Origin of the sequence: Falsiroseomonas sp. (assembly GCF_041690465.1) — a bacterium.
Taxonomy (GTDB): Bacteria; Pseudomonadota; Alphaproteobacteria; order Acetobacterales; family Acetobacteraceae; genus Falsiroseomonas.
In genome coordinates this window covers 109,036-124,847 of the sequence record NZ_JAWLHG010000005.1, presented here as the reverse complement: position 1 = coordinate 124,847, position 15,812 = coordinate 109,036, and the positions used below count along the sequence as shown (strand labels likewise).

Genomic DNA, 15,812 nt, shown 5'->3' with positions numbered 1-15,812 from the left:
ACGAACCCGCGGCGTGTGGGCAGCGTTCCGTCGATGACGGGGGACCGCACGGCACGAGCCGGGCGGCAGCTCCCGCCACAAGATCCACCCGAGCCACGGAGGCCATTCCCATGGGCCTGTTCTCGAAATCCATCAAGACGCTTGACGACCTGTTCGTCCACACGCTGCAGGACATGTATTACGCCGAGCAGCAGATCGAGAAGAACCTGCCGACGATGATCGAGAAGGCGACCGATCCGCAGCTGAAGCAGGGGCTGCAGAGCCATCTGGCCGAGACGAAGAATCAGATCAAGCGCCTGGAGCAGGTGTTCCAGATGCATGGCCAGACCGCCAAGGGCACGACCTGCGATGCGATGAACGGCATCCTGGACGAGGCGAAGGACATCCTCGGCGTCGCCAACGACAATGACGTGATCGATGCGGCCATCATCTCCTCCGCGCAGGCCGTCGAGCATTACGAGATCACGCGCTACGGCACGCTGGTCGCCTTCGCCAAGCAGCTGGGGCGGCAGGACTGCGCCAGCGTGCTGCAGCAGACGCTCGATGAGGAGCACGCAACGGACCGCAAGCTGACCGCGATCGCCGAAAGCCGCGTGAACCGCAAGGCGGCCTGACCAGCCGCCCCTGCCCGGACGGCCCGGAGGTCCGAAACACCTCCGGGTCGTTTGCGTTGTGGGGTAGCGGGCACGGCCCGGCGCCGCGACGGCGCCGGGCCGGCGCGCCACGGGGAGCATGCGATGACCGAGCGCAAGCCGCTGTCCCTCACGGTTCCTGGACCGCCCGCGCGGCCCGGCGATGCGCCGGATTTCAGCCGGCTGCAGATTCCGCAGGCCGGCAAGGTGCGGCGGCCGCCGGTCGATGTGCCGGCGCATGAGATCCACGACCTCGCCTATTCCATCGTGCGCGTGCTCAACCGGCAGGGCGAGGCGGTTGGCCCCTGGGCGCCGTCGCTCGATGCCGAGGCGCTGAAGCAGGGGCTGCGCGCGATGCTGACGGTGCGCGCCTTCGACACGCGCATGATGATGGCGCAGCGCCAGGGCAAGACCTCCTTCTACATGATGTGCACGGGGGAGGAGGCGATCGCCTGCGCCTTCCAGACGGCGCTCGAGAAGGGCGACATGAACTTCCCCACCTATCGCCAGCAAGGGTTGCTGATCGCGCAGGACTACCCGCTGGTGACGATGATGAACCAGATCTTCTCGAACGAGCAGGACCCGTTGCGCGGACGGCAGATGCCGGTGCTCTATTCGGTGAAGGATGCAGGGTTCTTCTCGGTGTCCGGCAATCTCGGCACGCAATACGTGCAGGCTGTGGGCTGGGCGATGGCCTCCGCCATAGGCGGCGACACGCGCATCGCGGCGGGCTGGATCGGCGAGGGATCCACGGCGGAGAGCGACTTCCACGCGGCGCTGGTCTTCGCTTCCGTCTATCGTCCGCCGGTGATCCTGAACGTGGTCAACAACCAGTGGGCGATCTCGTCGCCACAGGCGGTCGCCGGCGGCGAGAGCACCACCTTCGCCGCGCGCGCGCATGGCTATGGCATTCCCTCGCTGCGTGCGGACGGCAATGACTATCTCGCGGTGCGCGCGGTGGCAGACTGGGCGGTGGAGCGCGCGCGCAGCAACCTCGGCCCGACGCTGATCGAATGGGTCACCTATCGCGCCGGCCCGCATTCCAGCTCCGACGATCCTTCCCGCTACCGTCCGAAGGAGGAATCCGACGCCTGGCCGCTCGGCGACCCGATCGAGCGGCTGAAGAAGCACCTCATCGTGCGCGGCGACTGGACCGAACAGCGCCACACGCAACTACAGGCCGAGGTGGAGGAGGAGGTGCTGGCGGCCGCACGCGAGGCCGAACGCCACGGCACGTTGCACACCGGCCCGAAGCCCAGCACCGCCGCCATCTTCCAGGACGTGTTCAGGGAGATGCCCCGCCACCTGCGCGAGCAGCGCCAGGAGATGGGGGTCTGAGCCATGCCGCGCAGGACGATGGTGGAGGCGATCCGCGACGCAATGGACGTGATGATGGCGCGCGACGCGCGCGTCGTCGTGTTCGGCGAGGATGTCGGCTTCTTCGGCGGCGTCTTCCGTGTCACGGAGGGGTTGCAGCGCAAATACGGTCCCTCGCGCTGCTTCGACACGCCGATCTCGGAATCCGGCATCGTCGGCGTCGCCGTCGGCATGGGCGCCTATGGCCTGCGCCCGGTCGCGGAGATCCAGTTCGCCGACTACATGTATCCTGGCTATGACCAGATCGTCTCCGAGGCAGCCCGGCTGCGCTATCGCTCGGCCGGCGATTTCACGGCGCCGATCGTGGTGCGCATGCCCTGCGGCGGCGGCATCTTCGGCGGCCAGACCCACAGCCAGAGCCCGGAGGCGCTGTTCACCCATGTCTGCGGGCTGAAGACCGTCATCCCCTCCAACCCGCACGACGCCAAGGGCCTGCTGATCGCCGCGATCGAGGATGACGACCCCGTGATCTTCCTGGAGCCGAAGCGGCTCTACAACGGCCCCTTCAGCGGCCACCACGACCAGCCGGTGGTGCCCTGGTCGAAGCATCCGCTCGGCGAGACGCCGGACGGACACTACACGGTCCCGCTCGGCAGCGCGGTGCTGCGGCGCGAGGGCGAGGCTGTGACGGTGCTGGCCTACGGCACGATGGTGCATGTCGCCGAGGCGGCAGTGGACGAGACCGGCGTGGATGCCGAGATCATCGACCTGCGCACGCTGGTGCCGCTCGACGTGGAGCTGATCGAGCGCTCGGTGCGCAGGACCGGCCGCTGCGTCATCCTGCACGAGGCGACGCGCACCTCCGGATTCGGCGCCGAGCTCTCGGCGCAGGTGCAGGAGCGCTGCTTCCACCACCTCGAGGCGCCGATCCTGCGCGTGACGGGCTGGGACACGCCCTACCCGCATGCGCAGGAGTGGGATTACTTCCCCGGCCCCGACCGCGTCGGCCGCGCGTTGCGCGCCGTGCTGGAGGCGTGAGGTGGCCATGCGCGTCATCAAGGTACCCGACATCGGCGAGGGCATCGCCGAGGCGGAGCTCGTCGCCTGGCATGTGCAGGTCGGCGACCTGGTGCGCGAGGAGCAGCCGCTCGCCGAGGTGATGACCGACAAGGCGACGGTGGAGATCCCCGCCCCCTTCGGCGGCAAGGTCGCCGCGCTCGGCGGCGAGGTCGGCAGCCTGCTTGCCGTGGGCAGCGAGCTGATCCGGCTGGAGGTCGCCGGTCCGCCCGAGGCCGCGCCGCCGCCCGCGCCGGAACGCGTGCCGCCCCCACAGGAACCGCCGGCACCGCGGCCGGCGCCCCGGCCGGAACCCGCGCCCACCGTGCCGCCGACGCGCCATGTGCAACGTGCGGCAAGCGACAAGCCGATCGCCTCGCCCGCGGTGCGCCACCGCGCGCGCGAGGCGGGCGTGGACCTGCGCCAGCTGCGCGGCAGCGGCCCGGCCGGGCGCGTCCTGCACGAGGATCTCGAGGCCTTCCTGCGCGGCGGCGCGGCCACGCGCGCAACGCCGTCGCGCCGCGACGACATCGAGGAGGTCCGCATCACCGGCCTGCGCCGCCGCATCGCCCAGCGCATGGCCGAGGCGACGCGGCGCGTCGCCCATTTCTCCTATGTGGAGGAGTTGGACGTCACCACGCTGGAGGAGTTGCGCGCGGCGCTGAACGCCAGCGCCGGAGACAAGCCGAAGCTCACCCCCCTGCCCTTCCTGATGCGCGCCATCGTCAAGGCCTGCGCCGACTTCCCGCAGATGAACGCGCATTACGATGACGAGGCGGAGGTGATCCGTCGCTTCGGTGCGGTGCATCTCGGCATCGCCACCCAGACGCCCTCCGGCCTGATGGTGCCCGTCATCCGCCATGCCGAGGCGCGCGACCTGCATGACTGCGCGGCCGAGGCGCGGCGGCTGGCGGAGGCCGCCCGCCAGGGCCTCGCCACGCGCGAGGAGCTGGGCGGGTCCACCATCACGCTGACCAGCCTCGGCGCGCTCGGCGGCATCGCGGCGACGCCGGTGATCAACATGCCGGAAGTGGCGATCGTCGGCGTGAACCGCATGGTCATCCGCCCCGTCTGGCGCGATGGCGGCTTCGTGCCGCGGCGGATGATGAACCTCTCCTCCTCCTTCGACCATCGCGTGGTGGATGGCCACGATGCCGCCGCCTTCATCCAGCGCATCCGGGAGCTGATCGAGACGCCCGCGCTGCTGTTCATGGAGGGCTGAAATGGCGGAGGCGATGACCGCGCGCCTGCTCGTCATCGGCGGCGGCCCCGGCGGCTACACCGCGGCGATCCGTGCCGGGCAGCTCGGCCTGGACACCGTGCTGGTGGAGCGCGGGCGGCTCGGTGGCACCTGCCTCAACGTCGGCTGCATCCCGTCAAAGGCGTTGATCCATGTCGCGGCAGAATTCGGCCGTGCCGCCGACCATGCGCGCGGCTCCGCCTTCGGGCTGCGCGCAGGCCCGCCGGAACTCGATCTCCGCCAGGCGGTCGAATGGAAGGACGGCATCGTGGACCGCCTCAACGCCGGCGTCGCATCGCTGCTGAAGCAGAGCCGCGTGCGCATCCTGCACGGCCAGGCGGTGCTGCTGGACGGCAAGACCTGCCGCGTCGAGACCGACACCGGCACGCAGACCATCCGCGCGGAGCATGTGCTGCTCGCCACCGGGTCGGAGCCGGTCGAACTGGCCGCGCTGCCCTTCGGCGGCAAGGTGATCTCCTCCACCGAGGCGCTGTCGCTCACCGAAATGCCGAAGCGCCTGGCGGTGGTCGGTGCCGGCTATATCGGGCTGGAACTCGGCATGGCCTTCGCACGGCTCGGTGCCGAGGTCGCGGTCGTGGAGGCGGCGGAGCGCATCCTGCCCGCCTGGGACGCCGATCTCACGCGCCCGGTGCTGCGGCGGATGGAACGCCTGGGCATGGACGTCCTGACCGGCGCGGAGGCGCGCGGCCTCTCGGCCGATGGCACGGCGCTGCGCGTCGCGCTGCCGGGCGGCGCGGAGCGCGGCATCGCGGCCGATGCCGTGCTGGTCGCCGCCGGCCGCCGGCCCTGCACGCGCGGCTTCGGGCTGGAGACCCTGGATCTCGCCATGGCGGGCCCCTTCATCCGCGTGGACGCGCGCTGCGCAACCTCCATGCGCAACGTATGGGCGATCGGCGACGTCACCGGCGAGCCGATGCTGGCGCATCGGGCCATGGCGCAGGGCGGCATGGTCGCGGAAGTGATCGCCGGCGCGCGGCGCGCCTTCGACCCGGTGGCGATCCCGGCGATCTGCTTCACCGAACCGGAGGTGGTCTCGGTCGGCGCCTCGCCTGCCGAGGCACGCGCGGCGGGGCAGGAGGTGCGGGTGGGCCAGTTCCCCTTCTCCGCAAATGGGCGCGCGCTGACGGAGGATGACGACGGAGGCTTCGTGCGCGTGGTGGCGCGCGCCGACAACCACCTGCTGCTCGGCCTTCAGGCGGTCGGTGCCGGCGTCTCGGAGCTGGCTTCCGGCTTCGCCCTGGCGCTGGAGATGGGCGCCAGGCTGGACGACATCGTGGGGACCATCCATCCCCACCCGACGCGGGGCGAGGCGGTGCAGGACGCGGCGCGCAAGGCGCTCGGCCAAGCGCCGCACGGTTGAGGCGCGATCCTGCCGAGCAGGGGCCGATTGCTTCCGCCGGCGGATCGCCAAACCGCCTATGCGTCGAGGCGTTCGCTGGAATGTCCGGCAACAGGCCACATGGCCATCGTGCCAATGCGCCGCGTGCCCAGGACATCCGACACGCAGATAGTGGAGCAGGCCGATGAACGCCAGGATTCAGAATGTACTGAAAGCCACGGCCGCCGTCGTCGTGGCGGCATCGTTCCTTGCGGCGCCAGGTCCCGTCTCCGCCCAATGGGGTGGCTATGGCTACGGCTATGGCCCCTACGACCGCAGCACGATGTACGGGGGCGGCTACGGCGGCGCCTACCGCGGCGGCACGGAAGAATACTACGACCGCATGGAGAGCCGCACCGACGAGCTCGACGATGAGAGCATCTACGTCACCGAGGCGATGGAGGACTACTATAATCGCATGGAAGAGCGGTCCGACATGGCCGGCTATCGCGGGTATGGCGGCTATGGTGGCCTCTATCGCGACTACCGCGGCTACTACGACTGGGGCTGGTGAGCCGCGCTCCCGCCTGCGCCGCGTGTGGGCGCGGCAGTCTCGCCAATCGGCTGAAATTCGATTTCCGGCTTCTGGAGGTTCTTCCGATGACCTTGAAGAGCAAGCTTCTCGCAATCGCCGCCTCGGCGGCTCTCATGGCTGGGCCGGCGCTTGCGCAGCAATCCCCGCAGTCCCAGTCCCGGCAGGGCCAGGGGCAGGGCGGCTGGCAGCAGCAATCGCGCGCTCCGTCCCAGTACACGCGCGAATCAGGCCGCATCGTCCAGGTACGCCAGGTGCGTGTGCGCGGCGAGCAGACGCCGAACCATCTGGTGGTGGTCGAGACATCGGAGGGCCGGCGTCTTGTCGCGGATCTCGGCCAGAACGTGCGCAACATGGATCTGCGTCGCGGCAGCCAAATACAGCTCCGTGGTGAGGTCGTCCGGGTCGGGCCGCGTCACGCGGTGCTGCTGGCCGATGCCGCGCGCATCGGCGGTCGAACCTTCGACCTCGACCGGCCGGCGATCGCGATGATGCCGCAGCGAGGCGGCTCCGCTTCGGGCGGCAACTGAAGCTGCCCTGGCACCCCATCGGGTCTCGACGAGGCTCGCGCGGGAGCGTTCCCATTGATGCGCATCAAGGCGGGAGCCACCAACGGTGGTAAGCTCTTGGGACTGACGCCTTGAAGGAGGCTACCGTGACGATCCGCGACATCCTGGTGCATCTCGACGGAACCGCCGCCTCGACGGCGAGGCTGGACCTGGCGGCAGACCTTGCTCGACGGCTTTCGGCGCATCTCGTCGGGCTCTACGTGGTGGATGTGCCGCTGCCGGTCTTCGCGGGCGGCGATGTCGGCGGCGGTGCCGTCACGGCGGAGCTGATCACTGCCATGCGGGAGGATTCGCTGGCGGCGGCGGCGCGCGTGGCCCCGGTGTTCCGGGAGAAACTGCGGCGCGACGGCATCGCCGGCGAGTGGCGGGAGGCGGAGGGCACCACGGCCGCGCAGGTCGCGCTGCACGGCCGCTACGTGGACCTGGTGGTGGTCGGCCAGGCCAATCCCGACGGCAGCAATCCGGGCGCCGCTGCGGCGGTAGAGGCCGCGCTGTTCACCAGCGGCCGGCCGGTGCTGGTGGTGCCCTCGATCTGGGCCGGCGGCAGCGTCGGGCGGCGTGCGCTGGTCGGCTGGAACGCCAGCCGGGAGGCCGCGCGCGCGGTGAACGATGCCCTGCCGCTGCTGAAGGGCGCCGAGAACGTGACCGTGCTGACGATCAACGCCCAGGCGACGCCGGACGGCCACGGCGAGGAGCCCGGGGCGGACATCGCGCTGCACCTCGCCCGCCACGACCTTCAGGTCACCGTGCGCCGCATCGCCGGCGCCGAGATCAGCGCCGGCGACATGCTGCTGAACGAGGCCGCCGATCTCGGCGCAGACCTGATCGTGATGGGCGGATACGGCCATTCACGGCTGCGCGAACTGGTGCTCGGTGGCGCCACGCGCACGCTGCTCGGCCAGATGACGGTGCCGGTGGTGATGTCGCACTGACCGGCCGCGCCGGGCTCAGCCCGGCGCCATCATGCTCACATGCGCCGAAACCACGCGCCAGCCGAGGCCGGGGATGCGCGCCCAGGTCTGGCTCTGCCGGCCGAGCTTTTCGCCGCGGCGGAACAGCGTGTTGGCGGTGGCGAAGTCGCGGCCATAGGTGGTGATCGCCGTGCGTTCCAGCGTGCGTTCCAGCCCGGTGCCGGGGCGTGCAGCGCGGAAGGCCTGAATCTCCGCGGCACCATAGAGGTTCTCGCCGGCGCCGTAGCGGATGGTGTGCGGGCTTTCCCAGAACAGCTCGTCGAGCACGGCGACGTCGTTGGTCACCAGCGCCTGCTCGTAGCGCCGGAAGGCTTCGGTGACCTCGGCCAGTGTCTCGGGGTGGTTGATCTCCACGGGCTTACCTCGGCGGCTCGGGTGATGCGACAACGCCGGCGCGCTCCAGCGCGCCGGCGACACGGAACAGGGTGTCCTCGCGCCAGGGCGCGGCAACCAGTTGCACGCCGATCGGCAGCCCGCCGGTGCCCGCGGCGGCGGGGGCGGCCAGCGGCACCGTCATCGCCGGCAGGCCGAGGCAGGAGATCGGCTGGGTGAAGGCGCCGAGCGCCGGCCGCAGCGGAATGCGCTCGCCATCGATCTCGATCATGTCCTGGCCGATCGGTGTGGCGGCAAAGGGCGTGGCGGGGGTGAGGATGACGTCCACCGCCTCGAACAGCTTCAGCACCGCGTTGCGACAGGCGGCGCGGACGCGTTGTGCCTGCAAGAGCCAGTGCGCCGGCAGCAGCGCGCCGGCGAGGAAGCGGTCGCGCGTCAGCGGATCGAAATCGTCGGGCCGTGTGCGCAAGTCGGGCATGTGCAGGTTACCGCCTTCCGCCATGGTGATCAGTGAGGCGGCAGCGCGGATCCGCGCGATGTCCGGGATCTCGACCTGCGCGGTGGCGCCGAGGGCGCGCGACACTATCTCGACCGCCGTAACGGATTCGGCACGCCCGTTGCGGGCGAAATGCCCACCGGCGACGGCGATGCGCAATCCCGCGACGCCGGCGCGGAGGTGGGCGGAGACAGGCTCCGCCGCACGCCGCTGCTGCACGGGGTCGTCCGCATCCGCACCCTGCAGCGCGTCATAGGCCAGCGCCAGGTCGGCCACGTCGCGCGCGAAGGGGCCGACATGGTCGAGGCTGGCCGCGAACAGATAGGCGCCGCTGCGCGACAGCCGACCATAGGTCGGCTTCAGCCCGAAGATGCCGCAGAGCGAGGCGGGCACGCGGATCGAGCCGTTGGTGTCGGTGCCGAGCGCGATCGGCAGCATCCCCGCCGCCACCGCCGCCGCCGACCCGCCGGAGGAACCGCCCGCGATCCGTGCCGTGTCGTGCGGGTTGCGCGTCGGGCCGTGATGGCTGTTCTCGGTGGTGAAGCCGAAGGCGTATTCATCCATGTTGAGCGCGCCGAGACACACCGCCCCCGCCGCGTGCAGTTGCCGCACCAGGAAGGCATCGCGCGACGGCGGCGGCCGGTCGCGCTCGATGACCGAGCCGGCCAGCGTGGCGATGCCCGCCAGGTCGTAGAGGTTCTTCACCGCGAACGGCACGCCGGCGAGCGGCCCCGGGTCGCGCCCCGCCGCGACGGCGGCATCCACCGCGGCGGCCTCGGCACGGGCACGTGCGGCGGTGACCTCGGTGAAGGCGTTCAGCGCCTCATCCTGCGCCGCAATGTCGGCGAGCGTCTGCTCCACCACTGCCGCGGCGCGCAGCCGCCCGCTGCGGATGGCGAGGGCCGTCTCGGCGGCACGCCTCATCGGGCCGGCGCCGCCACGAAGACGGGCGCCGGCTCGTCCGCCGGCCCGAGCGGCATGCCCTCGAGGGCCGCCGCCATGCGCGCTGCGATGCGCAGGTTGGCGGCAACGCCGGGCAGATGGCGCGCATCGAGCGGCAGGCCGACCAGCGCGGCCGCGGCACGGGCATAGGCCTCGGCGTCAAAGGGGGCAGGGTCACTCATGCGGCGGCCGGCTCCACTGTGCGGTGCAGCATAGTGGCCGAGCGCCTGCGATCGGGGAAGCCGCTACTCCGGCAGGCCGGCGAAGCCCAGCTGCTTCCGCGTCTCGGTGTCCGAACGCAGCGTCTGGCGGCGCGTGCCGGCATGCATCGCCTCGGCCCGCCATTGCGAGACGCGCCGCAGCAGGACGACGCCGCCACCCGGCAGCAGCCGCGCAAGTTGCGCCGCGCGGCCGCCGCCATGCTTGCGGAACAACTCGTCCTCCAGGCTGACGATGGCCTCGAAGCTGCCCGGATTGCCCTGCCGCGCACCACGACCGATCAGCTGGCGATCGATGCGCGGGCTGTCATGGTACTCGGCCACGATCACGTGCAGGCCGCCAAGTTCCTCCATGCCTTCGCCCAGATGGATGTCGGTGCCGCGGCCGGCCATGTTGGTCGCGACGGTGATGCGGTTTCGCTCGCCGGCGCGCGCGACGATCTCCGCCTCCTCCTTGTCGAAGTGCGCGTTCAGCACGCTGTGCGCCAGGCCGAGCGCATGGAGCCGCATGGAAAGCTGCTGCGACGCCTCGACACTCTTGGTGCCGATCAGCACGGGCCGGCCGGTGGCGCTCATCGTCCGGGCGGCCTCGGCCACCGCGTCCCATTTCGCATCCATCGTCGGCAGCAGCCGCGCGCCGAGATCGCGCCGGCGGCTGCGCCGGTTCAGCGGGATGCGCACGACCGGCAGGCCGTACACGGCGCGCAATTCGCCCGAGAGCTCCCAACCGGTGCCGGTCATGCCGGACAGGCGCAGGTAGCGGCGGAAGAAGCGCTGGTAGGTGATGCGGGCCAGCGTCTCGCGCCGGCCACTCAGCTCCACGCCCTCCTTCGCCTCGATCAGCTGATGCAGGCCGCGCTGCCAGGTGCGGCCATCGGCGATGCGGCCGGTGTACTCATCCACGATCTGCACCTTGCCCTCGGCCAGCACGTATTGCTGGCCGCGCTGGTAGAGATGCAGCGCCGCGAGCGCCTGCTCGGCCAGTTCCTCCCGGGCGCGGCGGATCGCCCAGAGGCCGCCGCGCAGCCGGGAGTCCTGCTCGACCCGCGCGCGGCCGGCATCCGTCAGCCGCACCAAGTGGCGCGCGCGCATCAGCTCGTAGTGCGGCCCCTCGTTGAGCCGCGAGGCGATCTGCAGGGCGAGCGCATAGGTCGCGCCGTCGTCCTCGCCCCCCGCCTCGGCCGAGATGATCAGCGGCGTGCGCGCCTCGTCCACCAGCACGCTGTCGGCCTCGTCCACGATGGCGAAGCCGAGGCCGCGCAGCAGCAACGGCGCGGCGGCGCCATCGCGGAGCACCGCCTGAACCGCCCGCCCCGCGCGGTGGCGGCGGCGGCCGAGCGCGATGCGGTCACGCAGGTAATCGAAGGCGATCTCCTTGTTGGCGCCGTAGGTGATGTCGGCGGCATAGGCGGCGCGCCGTTCCGGCGGTTCCTGGCCGTGGCGGCAGATGCCGACGCTGAGTCCGAACATCTCGTAGAGTGGCATGACAATCCCGGCGTCGCGCTCGGCCAGGTAGTCGTTGACAGTGACGACATGCACCGGCAGGCCAGCCAGCGCCGCGGCGATGGCAGGCGGGCCGGCCGTGATGGTCTTGCCCTCGCCCGTCGCCATTTCGGCGAGCCAGCCTTCCACCAGCGCGCGGCCGCCCATCAGCTGTACGCGGTAGTGCCGTTTCCCGAGCACGCGCCGGCTGCCCTCCCGCGCGAGCGCGAAGCAGCGCACCAGCAGGTCGTCGCGCAGGCCGTGTCGCAGGAAAAGCGGCCGGAGCGCCTGCGCGGCGTCGCGCAAGCCGTCATCGGTCAGCGCCTGCACCTCCGGCTCCGCGGCGTCCACCAGGTCGCAGAAGCGTTCCAGCATCCGGCGGCGATGGCCGAGACCGCGCGCCAACGCTTCGCCCCACGCCATCAGCGCACGATCGGCAAGGTTGGGGTCGCGCTCCGCGCGTTCGGGATAGGGGCCGGACTGGCGCTCCTCGGTGCGCCAGGGCTTGAGGCGCTCCGCGCTCATGCGGCCCGCCGCGCTTCGGGCGCGCAGAGGCCGCGAGCGCGGTGCCCGGCGTCCGAGGGCATCATCAGAGCTGCAGGCGCGCCAGCACCAGCTGCCGCACGCGCCGCCACCACTGCACGCCAAGCGGCTCGACACCATGGTCGAAGCGCACGAAGACGCGGGCGCCGAAGCCCTCGGGCACCGCGGCTTCGGGCAGCGCCAGGTCGAACTGGAACAGCCGCTCCAGGCTCCGCGGGTTCTCGCCGGACGCGGCCGGATCGGCGGCGAAGCGGCCACCGCCCTCCACCGAGAGCGCGCGGCTCGGCAAGGTGTCGGACGCCGCCGGCACCTCGCGCACGAGCCGGGCGGGCAGCGGTTCCCAGATGCGGCCGGGCAGCTTCACCTCGACGCCTTCCAGCCGCTCCCGCACCAGCTCGATATCCGCCTGCGGCACCACCACGCGTGCGAGGTTGGCGGTCGGCTGCGTGACGAAGCCGAGCACATCGCCGCGCTTCACATAGCGGCCAGGCAGGTCCTCGGCGCGCGGCACGCGGAAGGTGCCCTCGGCGGCGCTCAGCACCAGCAGTGCCGACAGCCTCTCCTCGGCGCGGGCGAGTTCGGCGGTCTTCAGCGCGATCTCCTGCCGCGTGACGCCGGCCTGGACACGATCGGTGAACTGCTCGGAGTCGAGCCGCGCGCGCAGCGCCTCGATCTGTGCGCGCAGCACCGCGGCCTCGGCCACGAGATCGGGATGCTCCGCCTGCACCAGCGGCGTGCCTCTTCCCACCCAGCTGCCGGGCGCGGTGGCGACGAGGCGAACGAAGCCGTCGCTGCCGGCGCGCACGATCGCTTCCTCCGGCAGCCAGAGCACGCCCTCCGTCGTGGTGCGCAGCGGTGCCGGCACGACCGTCAGCAGCAGCGCGGCCGCCACCAGGCCGCCGAAGGTCATGGCCATGGCCCGGCTACGCTTCAGGTGCAGCCGCGGGCTGGTGCCGACATGCCAGAGCGCCTTGGCCATCGGCCAGACGACGCTCATCAGGATGCCGGCAATCGCCATCAGGGCGCCGATGACGAAGAAGCTCTCGGCGACGAACAGCGCGATGCCGATGATCACGCCGATGCGCCAGGCAAAGGAGGTCGGCGCGTACAGCGCGAACCAGAACCGCTCCCACGCCGTCGCGTTCGGCTCCTCGACGTCCGCGCCGAACAGCTTCCGCTCGGCGAGCCAGCCCCACCATTTGTTGGCCCGGCCGCCGAGATTGGGGATCTCCAGCAAGTCGCACGCGATGAAGTAGCCGTCGAGCCGCATCAGCGGATTCAGGTTGAACACCACCGTCGAGACGCCGGCGACCAGCATCACGTTGAAGCAGATGGCGCGCGCGAGCCCGGGCTCCAGCAATGTCCAGGCGATCATCGCCAGGCCGGCGATGAACGCCTCCACGATCACGCCGGCCGCGCCGACGCCGGCACGCCGCCACTTACTGCGGAAGGCCGCGGAGGCAGAGCCATCCACATAGGGAACCGGGGCGAGCGCGATCATCATCACGCCCATCTCGTGCACCTCGCCGCCGCCGGCCCGCGTGGCATAGGCGTGCCCGAGCTCGTGCAGCAGCTTGAGGACGGGAAAGACCAGCGCAACCAGCAGCAGCCCGTCCGGCGTCAGCACGCGGTCGGCCAAGTTGGCGGTCAGCTCCTCCCAGTGCATCCCGGCGAGCAGCAGGCCGAAGCCGACCACGGCGAGCCAGACCAGCGCACCGAAGCGCGACATCAGCGGCCGCAGGAAGGGCAGCGTGGCGACCAGGAAGCGGTCGGGATCCCAGAGCGGGATGCGGATCGCGATCGGGTTGCCGGCGCGCTGCATCACCTTGCGCCGCTGCTGCTTGCCACGCCGCTGCAGCATCTCGGCCGGGTCCGCCGCCACATCGGTCTGCAGCAGGTCGGCCGCGTGCAGTTGCGACAGCAGGTTCACCACCGAGGTCTGGGTCGGCGCATCGTCGCCAAGCTGCGCAACGAGCTCCTTCCACAGATCGTCCACCGTCCGCTCGCCATCCATCATGCCGGCGAGTGAATAGGCGGAGGGGCTGAAGCGGTGGTGGCGGCCGGAGGCGTGGTCCTGCAGCACGTACCAGGTGTGCCCGCGGTAGCGGTGCCGGTGGATCTTCACGTGAGATCGCAGCCGCGGCTTCAGCCGCGCGACGCGATGCCAATCCGCGCTGAGGAATGCCTCGGCCATCTGCTCAGGGCAGCCAGGTCCAGAGGCTCATCCGCACCCAGTCGATCAGGCTGCGGGTCCAGATCCAGACCAACGAGCGCTCCTCGACCGCCAGCTTGGCGACACCTTCCATGCCCGGCCGCAGCCGCGCCTGTGCGTCCGTGACGGTCGCCTCCACGCGGAAGACGTTGCGGCCATCCTGCGCATTGGCGACCGGCGTCACCTTGGTGACGCTGACCGGGAAGGCTTCGCCGGCGAGGCCGGTGAGCACCAGCTGCCCACCCTGCCCTTCGGCCACGTAGCGCATGTCGCGCTCATCCACCCGCAGCACGACGCGGAACCCTTCGAGCGGCGCGATCTCGAACAGCACCTTGCCGGTTTCCACCGGTGCGCCGAGCTGCTGCGAGAGGTCGCCCGACACCACCACGCCACGGAACGGCGCGCGGATGCGGGCGCGCTCCAGCTTGCCTTCCACCAGCGCGAGCTGCGCTTCCGTCTGCCGCACCTGCGCGGCGAGCATGCGGGCCTGGGCGCGGTCCTGCTTGCCGAGCGCTTCCTGGTAGCGCAGCAGCTGCTGTTCGCGCTCGGCACGCCAGCGTGCCGCTTCCAGCGCGAGCTCACGGTCGTCCAGCGTGGCGAGGATCTGGCCTTCCTCGACGATGTCGCCGGCACGCGCCGGGGCGGTGGCGACGAAGCCCTCGAAGGGCGCCACGGCAGCCCGCTGCACGGAGCCCTCGATCGCCGCCCGCGCGGCCACGCGGAACTCGCCGGTGGCAAGCGCGAGCCAGGCGATCGCAGCCACCGCGGCGGCCAGTGCGAGCTTCAGCGCTGGCCGGCGGGGCCCGAAGACGGCGCGCAGCGCGTCGCCCATCGCGGTGACGATGCGGCCGGTGACCAGCTTCTCGGCATCGGCCTTCGCCGCGACGACGGGGCCAAGCGCATGGCCCACCGCCTCGAGCATGCGAAGCGTGGTGGCGTCGAAGGGCTGGTCTCCTTCGCGTTCAAGGGTGAGCACGCCGATGGTTCGCGCGCCGCTGGTCAATGGCACGCCTGCCACCGAGGTCGCGCCCGAAAGCCGCGCGAGCTCGGCGGCGGCGAGCGAGATGCGGCGTGCGGTCTCCGGCAGGGCGGGCAGCACCACGGCGCTATCCTGATCGAGCACTTCCTCCATCGCCGCCTCGATGGCGGCGACGGTCTGCGCCTTCTCCTCGAACCACGCGGCGTGCGAGATCGCAACCAGCTTCGCGCCGCGCCGTCTGGTCAGCCCGAGGCAGACGCGCCGGCAGCCGAGCCGCGTCGCGAGATCGGTCGCCACCGCCACCGAGCTGGCGTGCAGCCGGGCATGTTCGCCGGCCACCGCCACGACATCGAGCGCGACCGCCGTGCGGCGCAGCTGCTCGCCATCCAGCGAGGCCTGGCGGCGGCGGAACAGCGTCTCGAGCCAGCCCGCGCCCCAATGCAGCTGGCGAAGCGCGGTCTGCAGCGCCGTGCCGGAGGCGCGCAGCTCCAGCACCACCGCGCCCTGCACCGCACCGTCGAGTTCCAGCGGATAGGCGACTTCCGAGGTGCCGTCGCGGCCGGGCAGGACGATGCCGCGCTTTTCGGACAGTGCCTGCTGCGCGGCCTTCGCCAGGTGCGTGACGTCGCGCGCACGGTCCGGCCAGACCGCTGCCGGGGTGAAGCGCCCGCGGCCTTCCTGCAGCAGCAGCAGGCCGCTCACCGCATCCGGCACCGTACGGCACTGGATGCCGAGCCAGGCGTGGCAGAATTCGCTCGCCTGGCTCGCGCCGGCGAAGGAGGCCCAGAGCGCGGCCTCCTCGGTCTGCGGCACCACCAGCCGCAGCTTGGGTCCTTCCTGCGGGGCAGGGGCGGGACGCTTGGAGTCCTCGGCGATCGACATCGTCCTGCC

At 71.4% G+C, this 15,812-nt stretch carries 14 protein-coding genes; 8 read left to right on the top strand and 6 right to left on the bottom strand.

Annotation, left to right across the window (positions count from 1 at the left end):
- Positions 1 to 110 precede the first annotated feature (110 nt).
- The 8 genes from ACESM1_RS07985 to ACESM1_RS07950 all read left to right on the top strand — a co-directional run bounded on the left by ACESM1_RS07985 (position 111) and on the right by ACESM1_RS07950 (position 7,677).
- The gene (locus ACESM1_RS07985; protein WP_372619176.1) at positions 111 to 614 is read left to right on the top strand and encodes a ferritin-like domain-containing protein; all 504 of its coding nucleotides are present in this window, start codon (positions 111 to 113) and stop codon (positions 612 to 614) included.
- A gap of 123 nt (positions 615 to 737) precedes the next feature.
- On the top strand, positions 738 to 1,970 hold the full coding sequence (locus ACESM1_RS07980) for a thiamine pyrophosphate-dependent enzyme (RefSeq protein WP_372619175.1): 1,233 nt from the start codon (positions 738 to 740) through the stop codon (positions 1,968 to 1,970).
- Between the two features lie 3 nt (positions 1,971 to 1,973).
- Positions 1,974 to 2,987, top strand: a complete 1,014-nt coding sequence (locus ACESM1_RS07975) for an alpha-ketoacid dehydrogenase subunit beta (RefSeq protein ID WP_372619174.1) — start codon at positions 1,974 to 1,976, stop codon at positions 2,985 to 2,987.
- Positions 2,988 to 2,994: 7 nt separating this feature from the next.
- Positions 2,995 to 4,227 carry a dihydrolipoamide acetyltransferase family protein gene (locus ACESM1_RS07970; protein WP_372619173.1) on the top strand — a complete coding sequence of 411 codons (1,233 nt, stop codon included), beginning with the start codon at positions 2,995 to 2,997 and terminating at the stop codon, positions 4,225 to 4,227.
- A 1-nt stretch (position 4,228) separates the two neighbouring features.
- On the top strand, positions 4,229 to 5,626 hold the full coding sequence (gene lpdA, locus ACESM1_RS07965; protein WP_372619172.1) for a dihydrolipoyl dehydrogenase: 1,398 nt from the start codon (positions 4,229 to 4,231) through the stop codon (positions 5,624 to 5,626).
- Between the two features lie 163 nt (positions 5,627 to 5,789).
- A complete protein-coding gene (locus ACESM1_RS07960) occupies positions 5,790 to 6,158 on the top strand; it encodes a hypothetical protein (protein WP_372619171.1) in 369 nt (122 codons plus the stop codon).
- Entirely contained in the window at positions 6,155 to 6,706 is a 552-nt protein-coding gene (locus ACESM1_RS07955) for a hypothetical protein (protein ID WP_372619170.1), read from the top strand. Before ACESM1_RS07960 ends, ACESM1_RS07955 begins: the two co-directional genes overlap by 4 nt.
- A gap of 125 nt (positions 6,707 to 6,831) precedes the next feature.
- Positions 6,832 to 7,677 (top strand): universal stress protein, encoded by an 846-nt coding sequence (locus ACESM1_RS07950; protein ID WP_372619169.1) that lies wholly within the window; start codon positions 6,832 to 6,834, stop codon positions 7,675 to 7,677.
- A 15-nt stretch (positions 7,678 to 7,692) separates the two neighbouring features.
- On the opposite strand, the gene hpxZ is transcribed toward ACESM1_RS07950, so the two are convergent.
- From hpxZ to ACESM1_RS07920, 6 genes are all read right to left on the bottom strand, one after another.
- Complete coding sequence (gene hpxZ, locus ACESM1_RS07945) at positions 7,693 to 8,070, bottom strand: oxalurate catabolism protein HpxZ (RefSeq protein WP_372619168.1); 378 nt, start codon at positions 8,068 to 8,070, stop codon at positions 7,693 to 7,695.
- Between the two features lie 4 nt (positions 8,071 to 8,074).
- On the bottom strand, positions 8,075 to 9,469 hold the full coding sequence (locus tag ACESM1_RS07940) for an AtzE family amidohydrolase (RefSeq protein ID WP_372619167.1): 1,395 nt from the start codon (positions 9,467 to 9,469) through the stop codon (positions 8,075 to 8,077).
- A complete protein-coding gene (locus tag ACESM1_RS07935; RefSeq protein ID WP_372619166.1) occupies positions 9,466 to 9,669 on the bottom strand; it encodes a DUF4089 domain-containing protein in 204 nt (67 codons plus the stop codon). Before ACESM1_RS07935 ends, ACESM1_RS07940 begins: the two co-directional genes overlap by 4 nt.
- Positions 9,670 to 9,732: 63 nt before the next feature.
- Complete coding sequence (locus tag ACESM1_RS07930; protein WP_372619165.1) at positions 9,733 to 11,712, bottom strand: hypothetical protein; 1,980 nt, start codon at positions 11,710 to 11,712, stop codon at positions 9,733 to 9,735.
- Positions 11,713 to 11,776: 64 nt separating this feature from the next.
- Positions 11,777 to 13,924 (bottom strand): hypothetical protein, encoded by a 2,148-nt coding sequence (locus ACESM1_RS07925; RefSeq protein ID WP_372619164.1) that lies wholly within the window; start codon positions 13,922 to 13,924, stop codon positions 11,777 to 11,779.
- Between the two features lie 4 nt (positions 13,925 to 13,928).
- The gene (locus ACESM1_RS07920; RefSeq protein WP_372619163.1) at positions 13,929 to 15,803 is read right to left on the bottom strand and encodes an HlyD family efflux transporter periplasmic adaptor subunit; all 1,875 of its coding nucleotides are present in this window, start codon (positions 15,801 to 15,803) and stop codon (positions 13,929 to 13,931) included.
- Between the last annotated feature and the right edge of the window lie 9 nt (positions 15,804 to 15,812).

What these genes read in the sequence shown, in the direction of transcription:
- ACESM1_RS07960 (WP_372619171.1), top strand. Translation starts at nt 5,790, where the DNA reads ATGAACGCCAGGATTCAGAATGTACTGAAAGCCACGGCCGCCGTCGTC.
- ACESM1_RS07970 (WP_372619173.1), top strand. Translation starts at nt 2,995, where the DNA reads ATGCGCGTCATCAAGGTACCCGACATCGGCGAGGGCATCGCCGAGGCG.
- ACESM1_RS07985 (WP_372619176.1), top strand. Translation starts at nt 111, where the DNA reads ATGGGCCTGTTCTCGAAATCCATCAAGACGCTTGACGACCTGTTCGTC.
- ACESM1_RS07930 (WP_372619165.1), bottom strand. Translation starts at nt 11,712, where the DNA reads ATGAGCGCGGAGCGCCTCAAGCCCTGGCGCACCGAGGAGCGCCAGTCC.
- lpdA (WP_372619172.1), top strand. Translation starts at nt 4,229, where the DNA reads ATGGCGGAGGCGATGACCGCGCGCCTGCTCGTCATCGGCGGCGGCCCC.
- ACESM1_RS07920 (WP_372619163.1), bottom strand. Translation starts at nt 15,803, where the DNA reads ATGTCGATCGCCGAGGACTCCAAGCGTCCCGCCCCTGCCCCGCAGGAA.
- ACESM1_RS07940 (WP_372619167.1), bottom strand. Translation starts at nt 9,469, where the DNA reads ATGAGGCGTGCCGCCGAGACGGCCCTCGCCATCCGCAGCGGGCGGCTG.
- ACESM1_RS07980 (WP_372619175.1), top strand. Translation starts at nt 738, where the DNA reads ATGACCGAGCGCAAGCCGCTGTCCCTCACGGTTCCTGGACCGCCCGCG.
- ACESM1_RS07925 (WP_372619164.1), bottom strand. Translation starts at nt 13,924, where the DNA reads ATGGCCGAGGCATTCCTCAGCGCGGATTGGCATCGCGTCGCGCGGCTG.
- ACESM1_RS07975 (WP_372619174.1), top strand. Translation starts at nt 1,974, where the DNA reads ATGCCGCGCAGGACGATGGTGGAGGCGATCCGCGACGCAATGGACGTG.
- ACESM1_RS07935 (WP_372619166.1), bottom strand. Translation starts at nt 9,669, where the DNA reads ATGAGTGACCCTGCCCCCTTTGACGCCGAGGCCTATGCCCGTGCCGCG.